Here is a 24133-nt window from a genome sequence, read left to right on the forward strand (position 1 = left end):
TAATGGCTAATGGCTAATGGCTAATGGCTAATGGCTAATGGCTAATGGCTAATGGCTAATGGCTAATGGCTAATGGCTAATGGCTAATGGCTAATAGGCAGGATGAGGGAGACAATGAGAAGAACCCATACCCAATTCCCAATTAGCAATTAGCAATTAGCAATTAGCAATTAGCAATTAGCAATTAGCAATTAGCAATTAGCAATTAGCCATTAGCCATGCCCAATGCCCCATCCCCAATCCCTAATCCATTTACCTTGTAGGTTGTATTGTGGTTAGTCTGACCCTGTTAGAACCGCAACAGAAAACGCCCCTCCAGCAGTGGTGCTTTGAGAACTCCTCCATAATTCGGATTGGTCGAGCGGCAGATAATCACGTTGTTTTAACTGATAGTTTAGTTTCGCGGCATCATCTAGAACTTAGACAAGTCGGTTCCCCTAGCAATGGCGGTACTTGGCAGCTGATTAGTCAAGGTACAAATGGGACTTTTCTCAACGGTGTCCTTGTAATTCAAAGTCCATTACCAGATAATTCCCTTTTGCAACTGGCACAGGGAGGCCCAATACTGCAATTCCAAATTCAGGATGTCACAGTACTGGAAACTGGTGTGCGATCACAACAAATACCAGCAACAGAAGAAAATGCCGCCGAGACACTTTACTCAGCAAAAAATCCGGCAAATTTATCCTACACTTGCACGCACGAAGGCAACTCACCAAATAATTTATTCTGTATCCACTGCGGTCAACCTCTCTCAGTGCAACAGAAGATTCGCCATTATCAGGTGTTGCAAACTCTCGGACAAGGAGGGATGGGTACTACCTATCTGGCTTGGGATGCGGCTGGTCTGATTGCAGGTACACCAAAACTGCTGGTGTTGAAGCAAATGAATGCTGATATGGCCAGAATTGCCAAAGCTCAAGAGTTATTTGAGCGGGAAGCGTACACTCTCAAATCCCTTAACCATCCGGGAATTCCCAAGTATTACGATTTCTTTGTAGAAGACGGAAAAAAATACTTGGCAATGGAACTAATCCACGGACAAGATTTAGAGAAACGTGTCTATACCACTGGCCCAGTAACACCAAACCAAGCGATCGCCTGGATGATCCAAACCTGCGATATTTTAGACTATCTTCATAGCCAAGAGCCTCCACTGATTCACCGCGACATTAAACCCGCCAACTTAATGGTGCGAGGTTCGGTAAATCGCATGGTGGTACTAGATTTTGGCGCAGTTAAGGAAATTGGTACAGCGCCCGGTACTCGAATTGGTGCAGAAGGTTACTGCGCTCCTGAACAAGAACGAGGACAACCTTTAACTCAATCTGATTTGTATGCAGTTGGGCCAACGCTGATTTTTCTGCTCACAGGCGAAAACCCGTTTAAGTATTATCGCCAACGAGGACGAAACTTCAGGTTTGATGTGGCAAAAGTTCCCACCATTAGTTCCCAATTAAGAGATGTGATCGATCGCGTTACAGAACCATTGCCACGCGATCGCTATCAAACTGCAAAGGAATTAGCTGCGGCTTTAGCTACTTGCCAATCATAAGGAGATGAGGGAGTAGCGGGAGATGAGGGAGCAAGCGAGAAGTATTTTTTATTTTTCTCTCTCCCTCATCCCCCTCACCCTCAATTTCTATTCCTCATCCCAAGTTTCTACAGCTAGCAATTCGCTAACTGGGTCTTGCATACTAAAGCCAAAGTCAAGCAGTTCCTGTTTCCAGTGCTGCCATTCATTACCATATAGCAAAGCGATTTTCCAGATGCTATCGCTTGGCTTGATAATATTCGATTCTATGAGTGATTGCACGTTGCGCTGCAATTTCACCATTGGGTGAATCACTTGCTGAGTCATAACCTCGATTCAATTCTGATTTTGTTGGTAAATGCTTAATTAAAACTGCTTCCCATTCTGCAATTATTGCTGGCCCGTAGAGTGGTGTAATTTTGGCAAAGCTAGTCTTAACTTTCTAACTATACCATAACAAACTCCACTAAGTTACTGGTAAATTCGGTTTTGTACGGTAATTACCACCACAAAACTCCAATTTCACCAAGTAGTCCTTAAACTTTTTGCAGAAGCTAGGCAAAGGTTTAGGAGCAATATCATGTCCAGATAATTTGTTATTATTCCCACAGTCATTGCACCCCACCCTAACCCTCTCCTTTATAAGGCTACGGTGTACAGACAAGTCGAAGTAAACAATACTCGCAAAGCGATCGCAGTCCAACTTTTGCGCCTATGCTGGTAACGGAGATTCCTCGATTTATAAAGAAGGCAAGAAAATTGGACAAATAGCAGCAACTCGTGCTTTCCGTACCTGGGTTAGACAGCAGATGTCTACAGCAGGGCAATAATTTATTAAGAAAAATGTCTCAACTGCAAAGAATTGCGATCACACCCTCCCAACTCCAGCAAGGGGAAATTTTACTTACAAAAGAACAACAGCATTATTTAGGGCGTGTGTTGCGCTTGCGTGAAGGCGATCGCTTTATTGCAATGGATGGTATGGGGAAATGGTGGTTAGCGCAGCTAGCAGGGGAACAAGCACAGGTTTTAGAACTGCTTGTAGTAGAAACAGAATTACCTATATCAATTACGCTGATGGTGGCGTTGCCCAAAGGCAATGGATTTGATGAAGTGGTGCGGTGTTGTACAGAGTTGGGAGTAACTTGTATTGCACCAGTATTGAGCGATCGCACTTTACTTCATCCTAGTCCTCAAAAGCTCGAACGCTGGCGGCGCATCGCTGCGGAAGCCGCTGAACAATCAGAACGCTCATTCGTGCCGACAATTTTAGAGCCTGTTGCTTTTAATACTGCTATCACCGCCAATCAGACAAGTCACCGTTACATTTGTGAGGCTCGTGGTGAGTATCCCCATTTAAACAAAGTGCTGAGTAACATCTCTAGCGAGATTGTTATTGCTACTGGGCCAGAAGGGGGATGGACAATACAAGAAATTGAGAATGCGGAGTCAGCTGGATTTAAACCTGTTTCCCTTGGTCGTCGCATCTTGAGAGCAGTTACAGCCCCAGTAGTAGCATTATCCTTGATTTCCGCAGCTTGTGAAGTATAAATGATTTATAGCTCACGCAAAAGTAATTTTGGGTGAGACATCACTCCAGCGTGTATTTAAAGTGATGATTGAGCAAGTTGCGATCGCCTTTGAGCATAAAGACTATCAAACAGCGGCTAAATTACTCAAACAGCTGCAAAAAGAATCACCAGACAATCCTTGGGTCCAATTTTATCTTGGTCGGCTGCATGAAGTATCTGGAAAGCGTCAGAATGCAGAAAAAATTTATCGGCAACTGCTGCGAGATACGACAAATACCAAAATAGTGGCGCTAGCACGTCAAGGTTTGCAACGAATACAAGAAATGGAACTAGAAGAAAGACAAAGAGCCATTTCTCAAGCAAAATCTGAACCGAATAACACCGAACTTGGCGTACTAGTCTTAGAGCCACTTAGTAATGAACTGAAAACAGAAGCGTCTCGGAAATTTGCCCAGATTATGCAGCTAGACCCCTACACTGCACGGCTATTAATGCCAAGTCGTGGCTGGAGGTTGTACCGCACTGGTCAAGTGGGAGAACTAAAATTTTATGGAAAACAGTTACAGCAGGCTGGCATTCCTTGCTTTTGGGCAACAATAGCTCAAATTCAGCAAATTCAAGTTTATCAAGTCAAACATTTCCAAGAATCTAGCCCACAAGCTACTATTGTTTGCCGTAATGACACAAACCAACTCGGTTCTCTCACCTTTGACTGGTCAGAAGTCACAGCAAGAGTAGTAGGACTGTTGCCTATTTTTGAACAAGTTGTAGATGTTGATCCCTACCATAAACTCGAATGGAAAACTCAAACACAAGATTATGCTCAGTTTTGTGATTTACACATACCTGGTAGACGTTGCATTCTCCGATTTTATGATAACGGCTATGAATTCCAGCAAGGTTTAGAAATCATTCCCCAAGCTAGCCAAAATACAATCAGAATTAATTGGAATAATTTATCTAGTTGGATTAACCAGCAACTACCTCAAGTCAAAATCTGGTCAGATTTCACGTCTTTTGCAGATACAACATTAGATCAAACAGAAATGCTGAGTCATATCAAGTCTCACATTAATCTGTTTCGCCGGGAGCAGAGTAATTGGGATTCAGCTTTTCATTTATATAGTGGACTGGTGTTTGTTAAATCATTTGTAGATCAATAGAAATGACGCGCTTTATACATGACAAATTTGCCAAAGACTATCTGGAAGAATTACTAAAAGATTATGGAGAAGTCAAGCCATCAGAAAAAGTTTCAGGGGAGATTAAGAAGTAAAAAAATAATCCTCATAAATAAATTGAGGGGATTTGATAATGACGTATTATTTCTCTCTACGAAACGCCAAAGACGAACGCGCTATGCGTCTCGAAATAAATGTTTTTATTTCGTTCCATAAATAAATTTAGGGGCTTGTGACCATTTGACCATTGTTCTTTTTCTTTGATAGAGGTGTTAAGGTATAATCGCGAATATTTTTACATTTCTTTCGTCTTATTGCCAAATAGGGATCATTGGTGTCAACTTACAGCAGTTTTCATGTATTTGAACATAACAATATCCCCGACTTCTTTAAGAAGTCGGGGATCTGCGGTTTGCAATTCTCACAAATCAAAAAATCAAATAGGGTTAATATAGCGACTTTGATAGTAAGCCAAAATCTGGTTAACTCGTTGCCGACTTTCTAAACCAGAATTTGCGGTCCACGAGAGGCTCAAACCACCAATTTGACTTTGATTGTAATCAAACTGCTGGGATGACTGGGGAATTAAATCCACTTCCACCCCTTCGACTTGACGTAAATGCGCTGCTATTTCTCTATAGACAGCTAAAGGCAAACCAGCGAATTCAATTTTTTCCTTAATTCCCATCTTTATGAAGCTCCCACTTTAAAAGAATTTGGGGGGGGTGGTGTCACTGAAACAGGATTGCCAGTAGCAGATGTAGCTGACGGCGTTGAGTTTACGGCCCCTTCCCCTACCATTTTGGCAACTTCAATACCAAATTGTTCCAAAATCACGATAGGGTTGTAGCCCTGATTCATTTCAATACGTTTAATCAGTACGCCATTTGCTAATCGCTGTCCCGCCTGTACATAGCGACTTGTTGGCTCATCGGGTACTTTGATAATTGCCTGTGGTTCCTTACTAATTAGAACTACACCAGTCACAACCACTGCCCTTGCTAACTCAGGTTGTGCTGGCGGTGGCAATACAGAGACTAAAGTAGGGTTGGCAACAACTTGAGGCAAAACCTTAGGTAAGACTGAAGTCAAGATAGGATTGACTTTTTTTGGTACAGATTTCTGTGGATTTAAAGCTATTTTGGGTGTTGGAAGTTTTGGTTTTACTACTAATGCAGTAGGTAGCTTAGGCAACACGGGAACTGGTCTGCCAGATGTTTTAGACATTCCGGGAGTCGTCTGCCCGAAAAGTTGTGCAAAAGGATCGCTCCGATCTTTTGATACCACAAGTTCTCGTGCCCTCTCTGTAGCATTAGTGGATTGAATTAAGCTAGCAGATGCAGAATTAACTTGTGAAACCTGCTTGGCAGGTATCACTGGATTCTTAAAGGATTGAGCCGCTGGTGGCGACTTTTTTGCTATTTTGGGAATTGGCGCAGGATTGATGGCTTGTTGTTGTGTATCTTCAGAAGCACATCCAGCGATCGCCAAAGTTAGAATAGCTGCAATTGTAATTTTTGAAGTTCTGCCCATGAGCTGTTCTCAAAAGCCATTGGAAAATTTAAAACTGGAAATCAACATGCCTTAAATTTATATCCAAGGCAAAGTATCTTCCCTTTATAACCTAATTTTTTACATTTCAAGGGTTATTTTTAGCACTGCCTACCCAGAGTAACTGCGGCTAACTTTATTTATAGTTAATCCTCTGCTACACCCATAAGCTCTTTCATCAAATCCAGTCCTTTCTTGACTCTACGGGAAACCGTAACTACACTGATCCCCAAATGTTCTGCAACTTGTTTTTGTGTCAAATCTTGCAAAAACACACATTCCAACACATCGCGGGTGCGTTTTTCTAGCTGAACCAATGCTTGTTGTAAACGCAGTTGGTCTTCTTGTGCCAGTTGAAAGCTGCGATAGTGAGGATCTGGAACCAATTCTCCTAAGCAGGTAGAACCTTCTTCTCCATCTTGGATTGGCACATCAAGACTCAATGGAGCGCGATTGATCCATGCTAATTTAATTTCTTGCCATTCATTTGGAGAAATTTCTAATGCTGCTGCTAATTCCGAGTCGCTTGGTTGACGATTGTGTTTTTCACGCCAAGAACGTGATACTCCTATTGCTTGCTGTTGTAGTGCTAACCATCTCCGAGGAATTCGCACGGTGACACCTTTATCTCGGAGATAGTGTTGAATTTCACCCCGAATATATGGAAGAGCATAGGAACTGAAGGCATGTCCCTTAGAAATTTCAAATCTTTCAATAGCCCTGATTAAACCTAAACATCCAACCTGGAGCAAATCATCGTAGGTTTCATGACATTGATTTGTCCAGTAGTGAGCTTCTTTTCTCACAAGTCCAAAATTGAGTTTTACCAGTTGATTGCGAACATTTTCTGACGGAGATTGCTGATATTCTCGCAACAACTGCCAAATTTCGTGCTTTAGTTCATTGGTGACTGTGGTAGGCATAGCACCGGGTTTATTGAGCAAATAAAGAATCTAATTATTCACTTTTAAATTTAGCTGCGATCGCACGATATCAAAGACGATATCGCACTATGTTTGCTAGCAAATACTATGGTATATAATAAAGACTTTCTATCAAAATTCCATAGTTTACTTGACAATCGAGCAAAATTTAAATGGGCGAAATCGCTATTTAGTTGGTTATTTATCTTTGGTGTGACCTGTAGTTTTTTTAGAACTACATAGGAATAAAATATAAAATTAATCACTAAATATCAAACCGAGATTGTACTTAACTTGAATTAATTAATGATGAAGTTAATTTAGAGAAAGAAAACAACAGAATTTGGACTTTTGTTTGATAAGCAAAAGTAAGATTTACAGTAAAATTACGTGCCTATTTAACTGAGATTTATCCAATAATTAAAAACTACTAATAATTAAAAAAATCCTATGTATATTTACGGAAGCCAATAAAAAAAAAGGGCATATCACCCTTTTTTGTACTTAAGTCTATAGTCTTTATATTGACACTTTCAGGTCTAAAGACATTGAGATTCTGCAGACAGAGTAAAAAACCTATCTACCCTCCTGAAAATAGCTACGGTATATACACAAGTCTGAAATAGCTGAAAAACCCAAGGTTTTACCCCACCCTAGCCCTGCCTGTATGTATTGGGGAGGGAACTAGATTTCTTTTTCCCCCCAATACATCGGGGGGATTAAGGGGGGTAATTCGACTTGTGTGTACACAGTAGCCTGAAAATAGAGGATAAATAAGTTAACTTTTGCGATCAAGTCTGATACTTACAGAATTTTCGTTCTGAGTGCCAGTTAGTTGCCTGACTTTCAAGGGTTTAGCTACGAGTCGGTTCAACTCGTCCATAAAATAGACCGCGAATCTTGACTTCTTTAGGTTCGCCAGCACCTAAATCTGTATCAGATGGCTGTTCGCTCTCGAAAGTACCGGCAATTTCACCGCTAGAACTGTCTATTTTCGCGATTTGCAGAGAAATCTTGCCATTGAGATTTTCTGCACGCTTGACATTAGTGCGGGTAAGTTCTTCATTATCTGCTTGAGCAGGCAGAGCTACGGCATTATCGTAGCCAGTAACGACACCACGACCTTTGGGATCTAGGAAGGCAGCACCACGATAGGAAGGAACTTTGAAGCTGCCTTCAAAGTCCGTGGAGGTGTTAATACTGGTCAAACTGGGTTGGGTTTGAGCAACCAAGTCTTTGATGGTGAAAAGGAAAGGTACTCGCTCACCACCGGGAAGCTGCACAGTGATGGCTTGGAAGTCAAGACCATCTGTTTCGGTAAAGGTCAGACTATTATCTGTGTTGATTTTTAAATTACCTTGCACCTGGTCAATGGTGGAAGTGTATCTGGTCAACAATTTGCCAGCAACAAATTCTGCTTCTTGGCGTTTGTTAGCAGGTTCTTCTTTGATGAAGAAGCTAGTTGGTTCCAAGCAAAGTTCTTTGATGCCGTAAGACTGGCTAGAATCAATGGGAATGGAACCACGGCTTGTTTCTGCTAGTTGGGGGCATTTGTTAGCCAAGCCAGTGCCACGAATTTGATCGTAAGTGAGTACATCTCTACCACTACTACTAGCAGGAGCATCACTACAAGCAGTTATTAGTCCCAGGCACAAAGCCAAGAATGCAACAATTAAAGCGCGATACCTCATGGTCAACCTCAATCTCAAAAATTAATATCTAAGTTGTAAAACTGCATCGAAGCTTTGATCTCTGATGAGAAGCCGCTACTCTGCGAAAAGCTACCTTTGTTCGGACACGGCTTTGCTCTGATTAAGAGAGTTGAAGCAAGTGTCCGAGTGTTTAGGTTGTCAACCGCTGCTCAAACTTTTCTCTGCTAAACGTAGTTAAACGTGTCGCTCTCTTGAGCTTGGGGTGTAAACCCCAGACTAAGCACACTGCATCTATTTTGGATGTGTGTTACTAGGGGAGCAAAAAACCAGCAGTTTTACTGTTGGTGGCATTTGTTAGAGTTGGGCGGGTGGATGAGTAAGCCTCACACAGAGCAGCATAAATGCTTGCCTCGAAGAGTGCGAACAGGGGTGTCTGCTTCGCACTTTGCTTTTGCCATAAGCAAAAGCGGCGTCGCCCAAGTCTTTTTGTATCATGTATGTGACGCCACTACATACAGCCCATTGTGTGATGGGTAAATCAGCCAGATCATACGATTTTTTTTAACTCAAAATCAAAGTTCTCAAAATCCAAGAAAGTCTCGTTCCGATCGCATCTAGCTCCTGTGGAGCCTATACTAAAGGTGATTACGCTCTTTTAGGAGCGATCGCAATTGCTTCTAATAAAGATACAAATCTAGTTATATTCACCCCTGAGTCGGGCAAGTGAGGGGACAAACTAGGGAAAATTAAAAATCTCCGGTAAATTTGAGTTGACCTCATTTATACGGAAAGGGTGGCATGAACGCTCACAAAAATATTGAATCAGAGAAGTTGTCCGGTAAAGTGCAAGCGATCGCAACTGTGGTATATGATGCCGTTCAAGATTGCCAAGGTGATACTGTAGCTCTTTTGGCTTTGCTGCGCCAATTAGAGCAATTACACCGAGAAATTCGGGATGGAATTTTTCAAGAGAGTTTACCTGTTAACCGTCGGCAACTCTACTCGTTGCTGAAAGATATTGAGTCTGAGGGCGGCTGGCCTTACATTGAGCGCATGAGACTACAAGCCTTTTTAGCGAATTTGCCACAAGAGACTCCCGAAGAAAAAAGCCACGAAGTTTTAGAGAGCGATCGCTCCTTTAGCTAATTAGCTCGAAAATTATTTCTAGCTCTGAATTAATAACTCACCCCCCGCTCACAATCCCCACCGAACTCACGAGTTGAGGGTGGGGACTTCCGCGATATATTAAAAAGGGTTTGTACGGGTTATGCCATCACAAAGAAGGCGATCGCGCTCCTCAAGATTGCGGTTGTGTTTGAGGTAATCACCCACCCAGTTGCAACCACGAACCAGCAGATCGTCAAGGTGTAAATTCCACAGAATTATTGTGTTGTCATCACTAGCTGATGCTAATGTTTGACCATCTGGGCTAAAGCTAACACTTAACACCGGAGCGTGATGCCCATTGAGACTTTTAATTAATTTGCCATCACGGCTCCAAAGTTTCACCGTACTATCCCAACTAGCGGCGGCGAGGAATTCACCATTGGGGCTAAAAGTTACGGCATTGACGCTATCGCTGTACCCCTTTAATAAGGTTTTTAACAACGTGCCATCCCGTTGCCACAGTTTCACGGTGTTATCCCAGCTAGCAGAAGCCAGCAACTCATCAGTGGGACTAAAGCTGACACCCAATACCCAACTGTCATGGGGCAAGAAAGTTTTCAGCAAAGTACCATCGCGCTGCCAAAGTTTCACAGTTTGATCGTCACTGGCAGAGGCTAAAACTTGACTATCAGGGCTGAAATTGACGCTATTTACCCAACCCCGATGCCCCACTAAGGTTTTGAGCAACTTGCCCTCACGGTTCCAAAGTTTCACTGTTTTATCTTTGCTAGCTGATGCCAAAAGCTGACCATCTGGGCTGAAACTGACGCTCATTACACTATCAGTATGTCCGTGGAGAGTCATGATTAAAGTACCGTCAAGCCGCCAAAGTTTCACAGTTTTGTCATAACTTCCTGAAGCCAACATTTTACCTTTAGGGTCAAAACTGACACTGGGAACTTTATTTGTGTGCCCTACCAAAGTTTTGTAAAGTCGGGTTTTGACCTCGCCATTACTGGTGTATCGTTGCCAAAGTTTGACAGTGCGATCGCTACTACCAGAAGCTAGCATCTGACCATCAGGACTCCAAGCAACGCTTAAAACTCGCTTTTGATGCCCATGAAGAATAGACGGTGTTGGAGCCTCTAAACTCCATAATTTTACGCTTTTGTCATAACTTCCTGAAGCCAGGAATTTGTTATTTGGACTGAAAGCAATGCTAACAACAGCATCGCTGTGTCCTTTGAAGGTTTTGAGTAAAGTACCAGTGATACTCCAGAGGTTTATGGTATTATCTTCGCTTGCGGAAGCTAACTTTTTACTATCAGAACTAAAGCTCAAACTCCATACTGTGCTGCTATGCTGTCGTAAAGTTTTGTAAGGACGAAAGTCAAAACCATCTTTAGTAGAGCTATTATTTTCCCGTTGCCAAAGTTTTATTGTCTTATCTCGACCTGCTGACGCCAACACTCTACCGTCTGGACTGAAAACAGCTACGATCACACCTTGCTTATGTCCCTGCAAAGTTGTTACGAGGCTACCATCCCGTCGCCAGATTTTCACTGTCTTGTCGTCGCTGGTCGAGGCGATAAATTGACCATCGGGACTGAAGTTTACCCAGTTAACCCACCCCTGATGTCCCCTCAGTATTTTTACTAAGCTACCGTCTTTGCGCCAGAGTTTTACGGTTTTATCCTTACTGCCAGTAGCTAATAATTCGCCATCAGGACTGAAATCAACGCTATAAACCCAATCTTCATTTCCTTTGAGGGTTTTATATGGTTTGGGGTCAAATTCACCTGTAACCGGGTTTTTACGCCAGATTTGCACTGTTTTGTCGAGGCTGGCAGATGCTAGAGTTTGACCGTCAGGGCTGAAACTTACACAGGTAACAGCATCAGTGTGACCTTTGAGGGTTTGGAGTAAAGTACCATCAGGATGCCAAATTTTCACCGTTTGATCTCGGCTACCTGATGCTAGCAACTGACCATCTGGGCTGAAAGTTACTCCCCAGACAATATCAGTGTGCCCTTCCAGGCGGTTAGCCTCCGTTACTCCATAAACTGCCTGTTGTAAGGCTGTCACCACCCGCATTCGGGTATCTGGTTGCACTCCATCCGCCTGTTTAAGTCCTCGCCAAGCCCGCAAACTTTCTAATAGGGCATCAAATTCTTTATTAGAGGCAAACAAAGCTTCGCTAGCAGCAGTGATTGCACTAATGTTCAAGTTGGTTTCACTGCGTTCTGCTCGTAGAGTTTCGTGGACTGCGGCTCTTTTCTGTAAGTCGGCTTGCCACCATAATGCTGCGATTGTTCCGCCCATGATTGCTAGGATTGCGCCTGCTATCCGTGCTTCTCGCAGTCGCCGTTGCAATACTAAATTAAGTTGCTCTTGACTAAGTTTTTGAGCTACTTCCGCTCGAGTTTTTTCAAGTTTGATTTTTTCTAATTCGGCGAGCATACCATAGTTGTTCTTTTGGCGAATTGGTTCAACTAAATAATCGTGAACCAATTGGTAGCGATCGCCTAATTCTTCTCTGACTCGCAACACCAAGCCGGAACCCACCAATATTTCTAAAATCAGTTCCCCAACTTTGTCAAAGCTTGATATTGTATCTATATCCTGATTATTAACTAATGCAGCTGCCAAATCAGCTTTAGTTTTTAACGGTCGTGTCCCCTTTTCATCAGTTAACTCAAATAATAATTTCCAACTTAACTCTTCGTTCTCTTGACCACAGTCTTTGATAACTTCCCCAAGCCAGCGTTCTACTAATTTTGTCGATCCACCACAAAGCTTATATTGTCCGAGTGTGGTGATGTTTTCTATTTGTAGTTGAGCGCCGACTATTTGTAATTCAATTGGATGTACTTCGTCTAATTCTCCTGTCAAATCCTGCACTAATCGGTTAATTAATTCTTCACTCAGTTCATAATGTGAACGCTGAGTAAGACTGTGAATTATGGATTTGGCATCTTGGCTAGAAAATTTTCCTAAATAGTAGCGAATGTCTTTATCGAGAATATTTTTATTAATTATGCCTAAATCATATAATCCAGTACTATTTTTATGGCTCAAACGTTCAAATTCTAATAAATGATGTAAATAATCTTCTCTTAATGAAAGAATAATTTTTACAAATGAAATATTTAAACATTCACTAAAGAATTTATAAAATTCTATTCTTTGCGTGGGAGGATTACTAACAAAGAAAAATTCTTCAAACTGATCTAATATGATAACTATAGTATAATTGCGCTCAGATGCTAACCGAATTTTTTCTAGTATTATGGTGGGTGTAGAGTTAAGACTAACCGATATTTCTGTATATGCTAGGGCTTGGTTGATACTGCTGATTAAGATTGTGATCCAATCAGTATAAACAGACAAAACAATCGGGATAGGAATGCGTTCACCAATAACTTTTCCTTTGAGTGCTGGGACTAAACCAGCTTTGAGAATTGAACTTTTTCCTACACCTGATGGGCCATAAATGACTGTGAGTTTGTAGTCAGCACGGGCAATTCTTTCAATTAAGCGATTGACATCTTGTTGCCGTCCAGAAGCAGATATTTCTTGAGCAATTTCTTCAGGAATAAATGGTATTTTGTGAGGTTCCAGTACTGGGTTAATTCTGGGGCGTTGCGGCTGTAATTGACTTGCCCCAATGAAGGCCCGAAAGCCATACTGATGTTCTATTTTAATTTTTTCTTGCTTTAGCTTAAAGGCTTCTGTGTAGTTATGACGCTCAAAAAAGTAAAGCGATCGCAGTTCCTCTAAAATCTCTAAGTAAAGTAATGGCTGATGTTGTAGTTCACAAACGACCTTCGCCCATTCCAAGTTATTAATAGCTTCCTCAGACTCGCCCAGATGCCGTTGTGTACGTGCTAGCAAGAGAAGATACCAACTTTCTTGTCGTCGTCTTCGCAAAGCGTCTCGCAGAGAAACTTGTGTTGCTTCTTCCGAGATAGAAAGTGCTGTATTCGCTAATTCATGAGCCAGTACCCAATTGGACTCAGAAGCCGCCACATTTGCCAAAAAACCATAATTTTGAGCAACTTGTGCGGGAGTTCCATAAGTTTTATGTAGGTGTAATGATTTTTGAGCTAATTCTTTTAACTCATCCCAGGCTTCTAAGCGTTCCAGCATTTCACAAGCAGGCAAAATAAATTTAGCAACTAAGTCTTCTCTTTGTACCTCCTCCAATAGGTCTAAGCATTGTTTAAACCACGACAGAGCATGTTCGCAATAGCTACTAGTATTCTGGTATAAGTCTGCCATTCGGTGATAACAAAGCCCCAGGTGGAATAGCACGATTGCTTGCTTAAGTAAAGACGAGGCAGGGATAGGGTAAGCTGATGAAAGGGGCAAAGAAGAATTACTCTCCCACTCTGCAACTCTCCTCGCTTCTTGCTGCCATAATGCGAGGCTTCTTTGATAATTGGCTAAAGCACCATTAATTTGATCGTTGGCGTATTTATCTCGCCCCAACACAAATTCTAAACTTGCTTCCAATCCTGGTGTTAATTGAACGCCATACAGGCGTAGCAAATCATTACGGGCTGATTCTATTTCATGGCGATGTTGGGATTTGGGATCTAAATCTAGGAAGGCATTAGATAAAAATGTTTCAGCACCGGCTTCTAGGACTTTGGCAAAGAGAGATTCTGCTTCATGGTGAATCAAAGCAATTAAATCTGCTTTGGCCATTTCAAATTTAATAGTGGTTGCAGCCCAGCTTTTAAAATCAGGAGCTAATCTTGAAAGCAATGATGCCACTTCATCTTGTAGCCACAACACCACTGGAAATGGAAAAGTTGCAGCATAGATATCTCGTGCTTGGTTGATACCTGTAAGTAAGTTTTCCAGATCGGTAGTTGACTCAATACCAAAAACCATCACAGCCGAAGGCAAAGAATCTGTAAGGACGGCAGGATTATCTAAAAATAGTTCTGAGACTATTGTGCTGTGTAAAGAAGTAGTTGATGGATTGAGAAAAATTTCTCTGATATTAATGTCCTGGCTGGTGGAGCGAATATTCTCTAACATTTGCTCACGTAATCGCCCATAGTTACATCGAACCAAAATCAGGGCAAATTGACCTTCGGAAAGTGCGATCGCTCTAATCAGTCTTTGCAAAGTATGCTGATTTTCTTTGGTGTAGACGTGTAGCTGTTTGTCATTAGTCATTGGATATGGTGGGGCATTGGGTATTGGGTATTGGACATAGGGAATGGGGCATTGGGCATGGGGAATGGGGCATTGGGAAATAACTAATGACTAATGACTAATGACTAATGACTAATGACTAATGACTATTACTTGTTTTGTTGCCAAGCCAAAACTTTTTCTGTTTCTGCCAAGGCTGGACTGATGCCAAACCAGCGCCCTACCGGGTCACGATATTCAAACAGATACATGCTTCTTAGTAAGCTTTGATAGTCAGACTCACCTTTAACTCTCTGCTGCTGCACTACTTCAAACAATAATTCCCACTGGGATTCATCAATAGCTAATAGCAGATCGTCGCGGTAGTCCTTAATTACGGTTTCTAGGCATTCCCTAGAAAAAGGCGGATCTTGTCGTTGCAGGCAACTATAAAGTAAACCCAATAAGTTACGAATGTGACCACCGCTAACGCGACATATACGATCTAAAGTTTGGGAGTGATCGAATAATTCTGTAACTAATAGAAACCTTTCATTCAAAGGAACTTCTGGAAAAGCTCTTGCTAGAACTAACTGGCGCACTAGTGACATCCCTGGTTCGTAGTCACTGCCATCTCTTTGCCGCACTAATACCATCGGTAGGACTTTTGGCGCAATCCCTCCCCCCAGGCGATTTTTCAGTGTCTCGTACTCATTGGAGAAGATTAACGTTAGGGGAATTGTATAAACTAGGTGGCATTTAAGTCGGCGTAGCTGTTCGCCTCGGTCGATAAAGAGATATTCTGGTTGCGATCGCCCGGATGCTAGAGGCCGCATATCCACTCGATCCAAATTATCTACAATTACTACTAATCCTTTTTGGCCCCTTAGTTTTAGCTGTTCAACAGCCTTTTCTAAAATTTCTTCGTTAATCGCTTGCAAAATACTATTGGTACGTGGTTCCAGATATTGCCTCAGTTGATTCCGCATCTGGGTGCTATCTTTGGTTTTGGCGGTAATTTTGGCAATACCCAAAGACAACTCCGCTTGTCCAGAAAGCTCTATGGGGCTTTGCAAAAAATCGCCTACTTCTTTAAATAAATTGGTAAAGTAACCAGGTTTAAGTTTGATGCTAATCCCTTCTAAACTGGCACTGACTTGACGGGCTACACTCAGCAGAATATCGCTGATATCAATATCTGCCATGTCTAAGTCTTGACTGGATTCAAAATAAACCACATGAAATCCCGCCAATTCTAGTTCTGTCTTGAGGCGCTGCAATTCTGTTGACTTACCGCAGCCAATATGACCTGTAAATAACTGGCAGGTTGGCTCATCAGGGGAAATCCGAACGATAGTCCGTTGCAATTCTTCGACAATCTTGCAACCACGTACATCAGCAAAATCTATGTAATACTGCCGATCTAGCACGTTACTTATATTTAGCGTGTAGCTGGGGTTACATGCTTTATAAAAACGTGACAAATTTAACGTCGTTTTCATGTATGTAGAGGTGTATGTAGATGCAGTTTAGATTGTATTTTTTATACAATTAATCCTATCCGGGATGTAGGCATAGGATTAACTCGCAAGTTGGTAGTGTCTTGCAAAGGACAGCACTTGGTGCAGGATTACTGTCAGTAATATGGTAGAGATTTACTTGACCCTGATAGCCTTAAGCATATCTGTCCTTTTTACACCTGCTATTGAGGTTTTGACAATCTCTAGCTTCTGTTTGGCCTGACACAAAATTGTATCGTTTAGGGAAGAAGTAAAAAAAGCTACAAAAATTCATGGTTCTCAGTTTGGATAGCTGACGGGGATAACTGGTATGAATTATAGCAAGGTACACAGAGATCCAGGAATACTTATATATCACTTCACATTCTATTTGTCAAGGAAACAAAATCCCATACATCTCAATTAATATTTTGTAATCTTTAGGGAAAAATCTTCAAAAATAACTTGTCAAAAAGACTACAGTCAGTTAAAAATGGACACCGGAAACTTTAATCGGAATAATAACTAGCGCCATAATCCTTGTGTAGTTACTGTAAAGTGTTACTAAAAATAAAAAAAGTCTTGAGGAGAGCGGCTAACAGATGCCAACAGTGTTTACTGAAATTAATAATGATACGAGCGTGTCAAGGAATTTAGATTGCAACCAAAAAGGGGTGTGAATGGCTGGCATAATATCAGTTTCCCGCACGGATCTAGCCCAGCGTCGTCAAAAATTGCGTCGGCAGCGGCAAATGAAAATTATTCAGGCTATTTGGCGAACTTTTGCCATTACTGGTTTGGCGGGTGGATTGCTGTGGGTGGCAATCCAACCAGTGTGGATGCTCAAGGCTCCCAAACAAATAGTGATGAAATCAGGCAATAAATTACTGTCGGATCAAACAACTCAGTCATTGTTGGTGCTGTCTTACCCCCAGTCTTTGTGGCGGATTGAACCGTCAGCGATCGCTAACTCTTTGAAGAAACAACCAACCATTGCCCAAGCGATCGTCAGACGCCGCCTCTTTCCTCCTGGATTAATCATCGAAATTCAAGAACGAGTGCCTGTCGCGGTGACTCAAACACGTGGCAACAACAAAGTAACAATCGGCTTACTAGATGCCAGTGGAGCCTGGATGCCTTTAGAAAAATACACATCACTCAATCCCACTAAGAAATTACCCAATCTCAGAGTCATTGGCTCGCCAAAACAATACTGCTCCTACTGGACTCAACTCCATGAAGCTGTGATTCATAGCCCCATAAAAGTGATGGAAATTGATTGCCAAAATCCAACGAATTTAATTTTGAAAACAGAACTAGGAAATGTACATCTCGGCGTTCCAGGCCCCCAATTGTCTGAACAAATTAAGTTACTCGCCCAAATGCGCCCTCTAGCAACAAAATTCAATTCCGGTCAAATAGAGTATATTGATCTGAAAAATCCCGAATCTCCATTAGTACAGATGAACCAAAAAGTCCAGAAATTAACTCCCAAAATCCCTAAAAACATCTAACGTGTTTAATGTTGTATTGATAACTCCTAGTAAATTAAGAAGCTTTATGCTGATAAATATATTTATTATTTTCAGTTTTCCAGTAAACCGCACGAAAATCGGCATTAACTTCTAATTAAAATGAGAAGATCAATCAGAAAATCTCCATTGCGAGTAAAAGACCCTCAATCGTTACCCTAATATCTAAATAGTACGGTACAAGATGTCAGACAATCTAATGATGGTCTAAGTAGATGGGCGTAAATAAAGTTAACTGGTGGGGGACGTCATTTGTCATTTTTCATTGGTCATTGGTAAGGATTTCAGCCATATTTACGTTTCGTAATATAGTTTGGTTTATTCCCGCCTACCTATTTATGGCGTACAAAACGCCTTCTACCCATACACTCTTTGACCAAACCCAGTGCGGAAAAGAGAAAAATGCTTGAGTTTTTCATTAAGATTCAGACTCGCTTTTCAGAGGGCACTGATTCAAAGGGATTGAGGACTGGGGACTGGGTACTGGGTACTAGGGATTGGGGACTAGAGAAAAGTTTTCTTAATACCCAATCCTCAGTACCCAATCCCTTTGAATCTGTCACTAAAAATGCCGCCCAAAATTGCGTAAGCATTGCTTCTGGGCAATAAGTTTGGACTAATCTGTGCCGTAATTCTTAATTGGGTAACGAAACCTCTTAGAAAATCTTGATTTGTTGACCGTGCCAATTTTGGATTTTGGATTTTGGATTGACCCTGAAATCCAAAATCCAAAATCTAAAATCTAAAATTGTTTGACTGCACTAGTGAGGGTTATCGTCAGATATACTATTGCTCCAACAAAGTGTCCATTAAGACCCCCCAAACAACAAGTTAATCAGGTATAGTCTGACAAGTAAATTCTTGCTTAGTTTAGGCTTAAAAATAAGTAAGTAGAATGTAAATTTTGTGTCTAAAGTTGCAATCATACCCAATGGTGAAACCTATTAACAATATTATTATTGAGGCAGAGAAAATACCCTGTAGTGTGTCTTTACAAGTTATGCCCTCCGCTGAGAATAATGAAGAGATTAATGTCTGGTTGAAGTTATACAGGTCACTTTTAGATAAATATAGGTATACTTCTCTAGAATTGGCTGTGCGATCGGCTGCCTTAAAAGCTTATCCCATAGCAAATTTTCGCACTGCCAGTTCTGTTAGGCTTGGCAGTAGTGAAAACAATAAAGAACAATGCCATAGTATTGTGGCACTGTCAAACTAAAGTTGACCCTGAGGTGAATAACACCTGAAAAAGTCGTTTATCTACCCTTTCACAAATCCAATGACACTTGATAATAACCAAGGACTTAACTATAAAAATTCCCAATCTACGGGACAGCCGGGGTTCTCTCTGGCAGTTAACTCAACTAACCCCTTTAATAATTCTGGGATGAACTTCGGACAAAATCACGACAATAAGAAGATTTTTACGGAAAATAGCCGAATTGGCGAGATTGTTCCTGGTCGGGTCGCCAACATTAAAGTGATTGGTGTCGGTGGTGGTGGTGGCAATGCTGTTAACCGCATGATCGAGTCTGATGTCTCTGGGGTAGAATTTTGGTCAATTAACACTGATGCTCAAGCTCTGACCTTAGCTGGCGCTCCCAGTCGATTGCAAATTGGACAGAAGCTAACGCGGGGTTTAGGAGCGGGTGGTAATCCTGCCATTGGTCAAAAGGCAGCTGAAGAATCGCGGGACGAAATTGCTACGGCTTTGGAGGGTGCAGACCTAGTATTTATCACCGCTGGTATGGGCGGTGGTACTGGGACGGGTGCAGCCCCGATTGTGGCAGAAGTAGCAAAAGAAATGGGCGCCCTGACTGTTGGTGTAGTCACACGTCCATTTGTTTTTGAGGGCCGCCGTCGCACCAGCCAAGCAGAACAAGGTATTGAAGGACTAAAAAGTAGAGTAGATACACTGATCATTATCCCTAACAATAAATTGCTGGAAGTGATCCCCGAACAAACGCCTGTGCAAGAAGCTTTTCGCTATGCAGATGATGTACTCCGTCAAGGGGTACAAGGCATTTCTGATATCATCACGATCCCTGGTTTGGTAAACGTTGACTTTGCTGATGTCCGAGCTGTGATGGCAGATGCGGGATCGGCATTGATGGGAATTGGCGTGAGTTCTGGAAAATCTAGAGCCAGAGAAGCTGCGATCGCGGCTATTTCTTCACCACTACTAGAATGTTCTATTGAAGGGGCCAGAGGGGTTGTCTTTAATATTACTGGTGGTACTGATCTTACCTTGCATGAAGTAAATGCTGCCGCAGAAGCAATCTATGAAGTAGTTGATCCCAACGCCAATATTATTTTTGGGGCTGTAATTGATGACAGACTCCAAGGTGAGGTGAGAATTACTGTAATTGCCACCGGGTTCACAGGTGAAGTGCAAGCTGCCGTACAACAAAGCGTAGCTAACGTTCGGGTAGCACCTAATACATCGAAGCGAACAATAACACCGCAACCCACAGTTAACTCCCCAACTCCAACTCCGACTCCAACTCCAACTCCAGAACCAAAAGAAAAACCGGGATTGGATATACCTGATTTTCTGAGAAACCGACGTACACCAAAGAATTAAAAGATTTTGAATTTAATACTTCGTCGTGAGCGCTCAGTCGAAGGATTTTAGATTAACTTAGCAGTCTCAGTTCAGGCTGAACGCTGTATAAAATCTGCTAGTTCCACCAGGGGTTTACCAAGGGTGGGGGTAAGCAATATATTGCCATCCCCAATTTTACTAATTGGAAAAACTCTCAACGCTACTTTATAAAATGAACTTGGGCAGGAATCTACTGGCTTGCATCTCCGGCTATGCTTTTTTTACAAAAACAGGAAAACCTGCCCAGCTACAGTTTGATTTCTAGTGTTTGTTCAATCCATTGAATAACCTGATCACCAAGGTGAGTGCCATCTAGTCGGTCAATCTCACGAATTCCGGTAGGACTAGTGACGTTAACCTCAGTTAGGTAGCCACCGATAACATCAATACCCACAAAAATTAAGCCGTCTTGGCGTAAGCGTTCGGCTAATTGGGTACAGATTTCATATTCTCTTGGGGTAATTTTAGTTTGAGCGACAGTACCACCAGTCGCCATATTATTGCGAAAATCAGTTCCGCTAGAGAGGCGATTGAGCGCACCAATGGGTTCGCCATTGAGCAAGATAATTCGCTTATCTCCCTCTTTTGCCTCTGGTAGATAGGTTTGTACCATTACTGGTACTCGACCTTGGAGGGTACTGAGTTCAACAATGGAGTTAAAATTGCGATCGCCTGATTGCAAAAACAAAATTCCTTCCCCAGCTTTATTACCCAGTGGTTTGAGAACTGCTGCCCCCTTTGCTTCCACAAATTGGCGGATAAATTGCTTATCGGCACTGACAATCGTCTCTGGAATGGTTTTAGTAAACTGGAGGGCGTACATTTTTTCATTTGCCCCTCGGATGCCACTGGGACTGTTAATCAACAGGGTTTTATTTTGGTCAATGTAATCGAGAATATAGGTGGCATAGAGGTAGGAATCATTGACTGGTGGATCTGTCCGCATAAATACGGCGTCCATTGTCTCTAAAGAAGTTAAGCAGGAATCGCTCAACTTATACCAAGGATTCGCCGCTACCCACCGGCTGTCCACCAATTGCACTGGTACAAGTTCGACTCGCTGTAGGACAGCCCAAGCTTTGCCCTCCACTACACTCAGCAGATTTGCTTGAGTTATCCAAACTTCGTGTCCCAGGATTTGCGCTGCTTCCATCAGTGCAACACTGGTATCATGACACGGATCAAGCAAATGGATGGGATCAATGATAAAAGCCAGTTTCACCCTTTGTACCTCAATCACCAAGAAATTAAATAGTTATTCAATTATTATCTCTTGATGATCTTAGGAATTGACGTACATCTGTACTGCTGAGTAGAAGCTGGAGGTAAAGTCTTGTAGACAGATGGGGATAAAAGTCAGTAGACAAAGCAGCACGTTGTTTTTTCAGAGTTGTAGCGGCTTATCGCTAGCACAGTACCTTCTGAATCTAAACACTATTGCTAGAAGTTAGTAGCTCATCCAGCTTACCTTGACTATCTAAAGCGTGGATATCATCACAACCACCAATATGGTCATCATTGATGAAAATTTGCGGTAGAGAACGACGTCCATTTGCTCTTTGAGCCATTTTATTTCTGGCTACTTCATCTCCATCAATACTGTATTCGGTAAATTCAACGCCCTTGTTTTTCAGCAAATTTTTGGCACGAATGCAAAACGGGCAAGTCCTCCAGGTGTAAATTTCTACTTTTGCAGCCATGATGTCCTCAAGTTGATTTAATACTTCTTAATTTTAGAACTTTACTGCTGGCTGTAGTTGCTATATTGCTTTTTGAGCAAATTAGAAGTGACAAGGGTTGACGTTAAGTTGACACCAATGATTCATGAATTGCCCCTATGGGTGTACCTCATGTGAACGAGAACCGCTATAAAAAATAAGGGAAGGCGATCGCCTTCCCTTATGTTAAAAATTTAAGATATTTCTAGTTCAGTATTTACCTGCTGTCAACGGCGTATTCAATTAGTTGAGCAAGGCGGTGGCGTAGAGTTTCTAATCCCAAACGCTGACTCGCAGAAATAAACACCGCAAGGGGAAACTCTTCTCTAGCTAAAGCTAGTGTCTCACTATCGGCTTGATCGATCTTGTTAAAAACAACCAGCGCGGGGCCAGGAGTTATTGGCATTTGTGCCAGGATTTCCCTAACTGAGCGAATATGACGCAACCAAGCGGGGTGAGACAAATCTACTAAATGTAGTAGGGCATCGGCTTCTGTGACTTCCTCCAAGGTGGCGCGGAAGGCATCCATTAACGATGCAGGCAGTTCGTGTATGAACCCTACTGTATCTGTAATGAGAATTTCCTGATGTTCATCTGTTTCGCCATGAGGAATTACCAGGCGGCGGGTAGTAGGATCGAGAGTGGCAAATAGCTGGTCGGCTGTATAAACTTCTGCGTTAGTGAGAGCATTCAGCAAAGTAGATTTACCAGCGTTAGTATATCCAACCAAAGCTACTGAGGGAACTTCTCGATGCTGCCGTCGCTGCCGTAACCGCGAACGATGGGCTTGCAACTGGGTTACTTCTTTTTGCAGTCGGGAGATACGCTGGCCAATGGCGCGGCGTTCAGTTTCCAGTTTGGTTTCACCAGGGCCACGAGTCCCAATACCACCACCCAATCGGGACATGGTACGACCTCTACCAGCCAGTCGCGGCTGCATATATTCTAACTGTGCTAGTTCTACTTGCAATTTACCGGCACGAGACTGGGCGCGTTGGGCAAAGATATCCAAAATAACTTCGGTACGGTCAACGACCCGAATACCAATTTGCATTTCTAAGTTGCGGACTTGGGAGGGTGAAAGGTCGCGGTCAAAGACAACGAGATTAACCCCTAGTGTTTGGGCAGTTAGGGCAATTTCTTGGACTTTACCTTCGCCAACTACGGTTTGGGGATGAATACGCGATCGCTTTTGTTGTATTGTCTGTAATACATCTCCGCCAGCAGTATCAACTAAACGTGCCAATTCCAATAGGTTGTCCTGGAATTGTAGGGGAGTCATCTCACTGGTCATCAGCCCGACAATTAGCACGCGATCGTGGTCAGCATCTACTTCCTGGGCGATAAATTCCCGCTGGAATTCTGCTTCCAGATTTTCTACCAAGTCTACTAAATCCTGGTCTGCCAGATCGTCCAAGTCCAGAGGTGGCGATATATTCCAACTTGGGGATTGAATTTGGCTTTCCCCTACCTTGGATGCAGCAGGACTAGTAATCAGGGTGCGAGACTCTTGGGGTGTCAGATGAGCTAAATAAGCTTCTTTGACATACCCAGTTGCACCGCCTCCCCGCCGTGTAAATCCGGTTCCGGTAATATTAAGAACAACTAGGGCATCTAAGCGTTGTAGTGCCATCGCCGTGAGTGCCGCTTCATTGGGCGGTTCAGGCTTGAGATGGGTGGCAATACAACGAATACCACTGAGTCGTTCTGCACCGTAACGGGGCAATTCCATCGGTGGTATTTGCGTTTGACGCGGCGTGCCTACCCCGACGCGAATCACTTGTCCGCGACGGTTGATGTAGGCACACACAGGCTGATTGACTTCTGTGCTAATTGCTGCTAAACGCTGGGAAAAGTCAGGCGTGGTGATGCGATCGCCTGGTATGCGCTGGTGGTACAACCGCTGTAGTTGCTTTAGCTGGCTGGACTTCAGACCTTGGAGATTTCCAAAAATAGTTTCTATAGGCGTTTTTGACCAGTTAAATGGCCCCCCGAATCCTTATATGTCTATTTTACAACAGGGTTTAGGCTCCTATCTATCTCCTTTGAGGGATGCGTTAAGAATTAGTTCGCGGTGGGTATTTATTTGAGGCTATTTTGCTGGTGCTTGTCTCCATCCATCCAGCAATGGTAATAACACGCACCGCCTCA

Annotated in this window: 18 protein-coding genes and 1 pseudogene; 9 read left to right on the forward strand and 10 right to left on the reverse strand. The window is 42.5% G+C overall.

Annotated features, from left to right (window positions below; genetic code table 11):
• Positions 1 to 271: 271 nt before the first annotated feature.
• Positions 272 to 1555: a protein kinase domain-containing protein gene (locus V7K67_RS22330; protein ID WP_335168474.1), complete on the forward strand. Its 1284-nt coding sequence runs from the start codon at positions 272 to 274 to the stop codon at positions 1553 to 1555.
• 87 nt (positions 1556 to 1642) lie between these two features.
• Here the strand turns inward: V7K67_RS22330 and V7K67_RS22335 are convergent, their stop codons facing one another.
• On the reverse strand, positions 1643 to 1861 hold the full coding sequence (locus V7K67_RS22335) for a DUF4327 family protein (RefSeq protein WP_012407469.1): 219 nt from the start codon (positions 1859 to 1861) through the stop codon (positions 1643 to 1645).
• Positions 1862 to 2377: 516 nt separating this feature from the next.
• Between V7K67_RS22335 and V7K67_RS22340 the strand changes: the two genes are divergently transcribed.
• From V7K67_RS22340 to V7K67_RS34515, 3 genes and pseudogenes are all read left to right on the forward strand, one after another.
• Positions 2378 to 3085 (forward strand): 16S rRNA (uracil(1498)-N(3))-methyltransferase, encoded by a 708-nt coding sequence (locus tag V7K67_RS22340; RefSeq protein WP_334730199.1) that lies wholly within the window; start codon positions 2378 to 2380, stop codon positions 3083 to 3085.
• A gap of 64 nt (positions 3086 to 3149) precedes the next feature.
• Positions 3150 to 4229, forward strand: a complete 1080-nt coding sequence (locus V7K67_RS22345; RefSeq protein ID WP_334709320.1) for a tetratricopeptide repeat protein — start codon at positions 3150 to 3152, stop codon at positions 4227 to 4229.
• A gap of 2 nt (positions 4230 to 4231) precedes the next feature.
• A pseudogene (locus tag V7K67_RS34515) lies at positions 4232 to 4339 on the forward strand (DUF4351 domain-containing protein); the annotation flags it as partial.
• Between the two features lie 344 nt (positions 4340 to 4683).
• Here the strand turns inward: V7K67_RS34515 and V7K67_RS22350 are convergent.
• The 4 genes from V7K67_RS22350 to V7K67_RS22365 all read right to left on the reverse strand — a co-directional run bounded on the left by V7K67_RS22350 (position 4684) and on the right by V7K67_RS22365 (position 8412).
• Positions 4684 to 4935: a hypothetical protein gene (locus tag V7K67_RS22350; protein WP_334730198.1), complete on the reverse strand. Its 252-nt coding sequence runs from the start codon at positions 4933 to 4935 to the stop codon at positions 4684 to 4686.
• Positions 4936 to 4937: 2 nt separating this feature from the next.
• Complete coding sequence (locus V7K67_RS22355; RefSeq protein ID WP_334730197.1) at positions 4938 to 5780, reverse strand: hypothetical protein; 843 nt, start codon at positions 5778 to 5780, stop codon at positions 4938 to 4940.
• A gap of 164 nt (positions 5781 to 5944) precedes the next feature.
• On the reverse strand, positions 5945 to 6721 hold the full coding sequence (locus V7K67_RS22360; protein ID WP_179066949.1) for an RNA polymerase sigma factor SigF: 777 nt from the start codon (positions 6719 to 6721) through the stop codon (positions 5945 to 5947).
• Between the two features lie 854 nt (positions 6722 to 7575).
• The gene (locus tag V7K67_RS22365; RefSeq protein ID WP_335168477.1) at positions 7576 to 8412 is read right to left on the reverse strand and encodes a photosystem II manganese-stabilizing polypeptide; all 837 of its coding nucleotides are present in this window, start codon (positions 8410 to 8412) and stop codon (positions 7576 to 7578) included.
• Positions 8413 to 9171: 759 nt separating this feature from the next.
• Between V7K67_RS22365 and V7K67_RS22370 the strand changes: the two genes are divergently transcribed.
• Positions 9172 to 9519 carry a hypothetical protein gene (locus V7K67_RS22370; protein WP_334730195.1) on the forward strand — a complete coding sequence of 116 codons (348 nt, stop codon included), beginning with the start codon at positions 9172 to 9174 and terminating at the stop codon, positions 9517 to 9519.
• Positions 9520 to 9618: 99 nt separating this feature from the next.
• On the opposite strand, the gene V7K67_RS22375 is transcribed toward V7K67_RS22370, so the two are convergent.
• Entirely contained in the window at positions 9619 to 14670 is a 5052-nt protein-coding gene (locus V7K67_RS22375; RefSeq protein ID WP_335168479.1) for an nSTAND1 domain-containing NTPase, read from the reverse strand.
• A gap of 128 nt (positions 14671 to 14798) precedes the next feature.
• Positions 14799 to 16130, reverse strand: a complete 1332-nt coding sequence (locus tag V7K67_RS22380) for a P-loop NTPase fold protein (protein WP_334730193.1) — start codon at positions 16128 to 16130, stop codon at positions 14799 to 14801.
• 677 nt (positions 16131 to 16807) lie between these two features.
• Between V7K67_RS22380 and V7K67_RS22385 the strand changes: the two genes are divergently transcribed.
• The 4 genes from V7K67_RS22385 (at position 16808) to ftsZ (ending at position 20243) form a co-directional block, all read left to right on the forward strand.
• Complete coding sequence (locus tag V7K67_RS22385; RefSeq protein WP_334730192.1) at positions 16808 to 17641, forward strand: cell division protein FtsQ/DivIB; 834 nt, start codon at positions 16808 to 16810, stop codon at positions 17639 to 17641.
• 420 nt (positions 17642 to 18061) lie between these two features.
• Complete coding sequence (locus tag V7K67_RS22390; protein ID WP_334730191.1) at positions 18062 to 18268, forward strand: hypothetical protein; 207 nt, start codon at positions 18062 to 18064, stop codon at positions 18266 to 18268.
• A 322-nt stretch (positions 18269 to 18590) separates the two neighbouring features.
• A complete protein-coding gene (locus V7K67_RS22395) occupies positions 18591 to 18878 on the forward strand; it encodes a hypothetical protein (protein ID WP_334709305.1) in 288 nt (95 codons plus the stop codon).
• 60 nt (positions 18879 to 18938) lie between these two features.
• Positions 18939 to 20243, forward strand: coding sequence for a cell division protein FtsZ (gene ftsZ / locus V7K67_RS22400; RefSeq protein WP_334730190.1), 1305 nt, complete (start codon positions 18939 to 18941; stop codon positions 20241 to 20243).
• 268 nt (positions 20244 to 20511) lie between these two features.
• Here the strand turns inward: ftsZ and gshB are convergent, their stop codons facing one another.
• The 3 genes from gshB to hflX form a co-directional block, all read right to left on the reverse strand.
• Positions 20512 to 21486, reverse strand: coding sequence for a glutathione synthase (gene gshB, locus V7K67_RS22405; protein WP_334730189.1), 975 nt, complete (start codon positions 21484 to 21486; stop codon positions 20512 to 20514).
• Between the two features lie 205 nt (positions 21487 to 21691).
• A complete protein-coding gene (grxC, locus tag V7K67_RS22410) occupies positions 21692 to 21964 on the reverse strand; it encodes a glutaredoxin 3 (protein WP_334709302.1) in 273 nt (90 codons plus the stop codon).
• A 235-nt stretch (positions 21965 to 22199) separates the two neighbouring features.
• Positions 22200 to 23945: a GTPase HflX gene (gene hflX / locus V7K67_RS22415; protein WP_334709319.1), complete on the reverse strand. Its 1746-nt coding sequence runs from the start codon at positions 23943 to 23945 to the stop codon at positions 22200 to 22202.
• Between the last annotated feature and the right edge of the window lie 188 nt (positions 23946 to 24133).

The sequence above is a fragment of the Nostoc sp. genome (assembly GCF_036917155.1).
In the GTDB taxonomy this organism is placed as follows: domain Bacteria; phylum Cyanobacteriota; class Cyanobacteriia; order Cyanobacteriales; family Nostocaceae; genus Nostoc.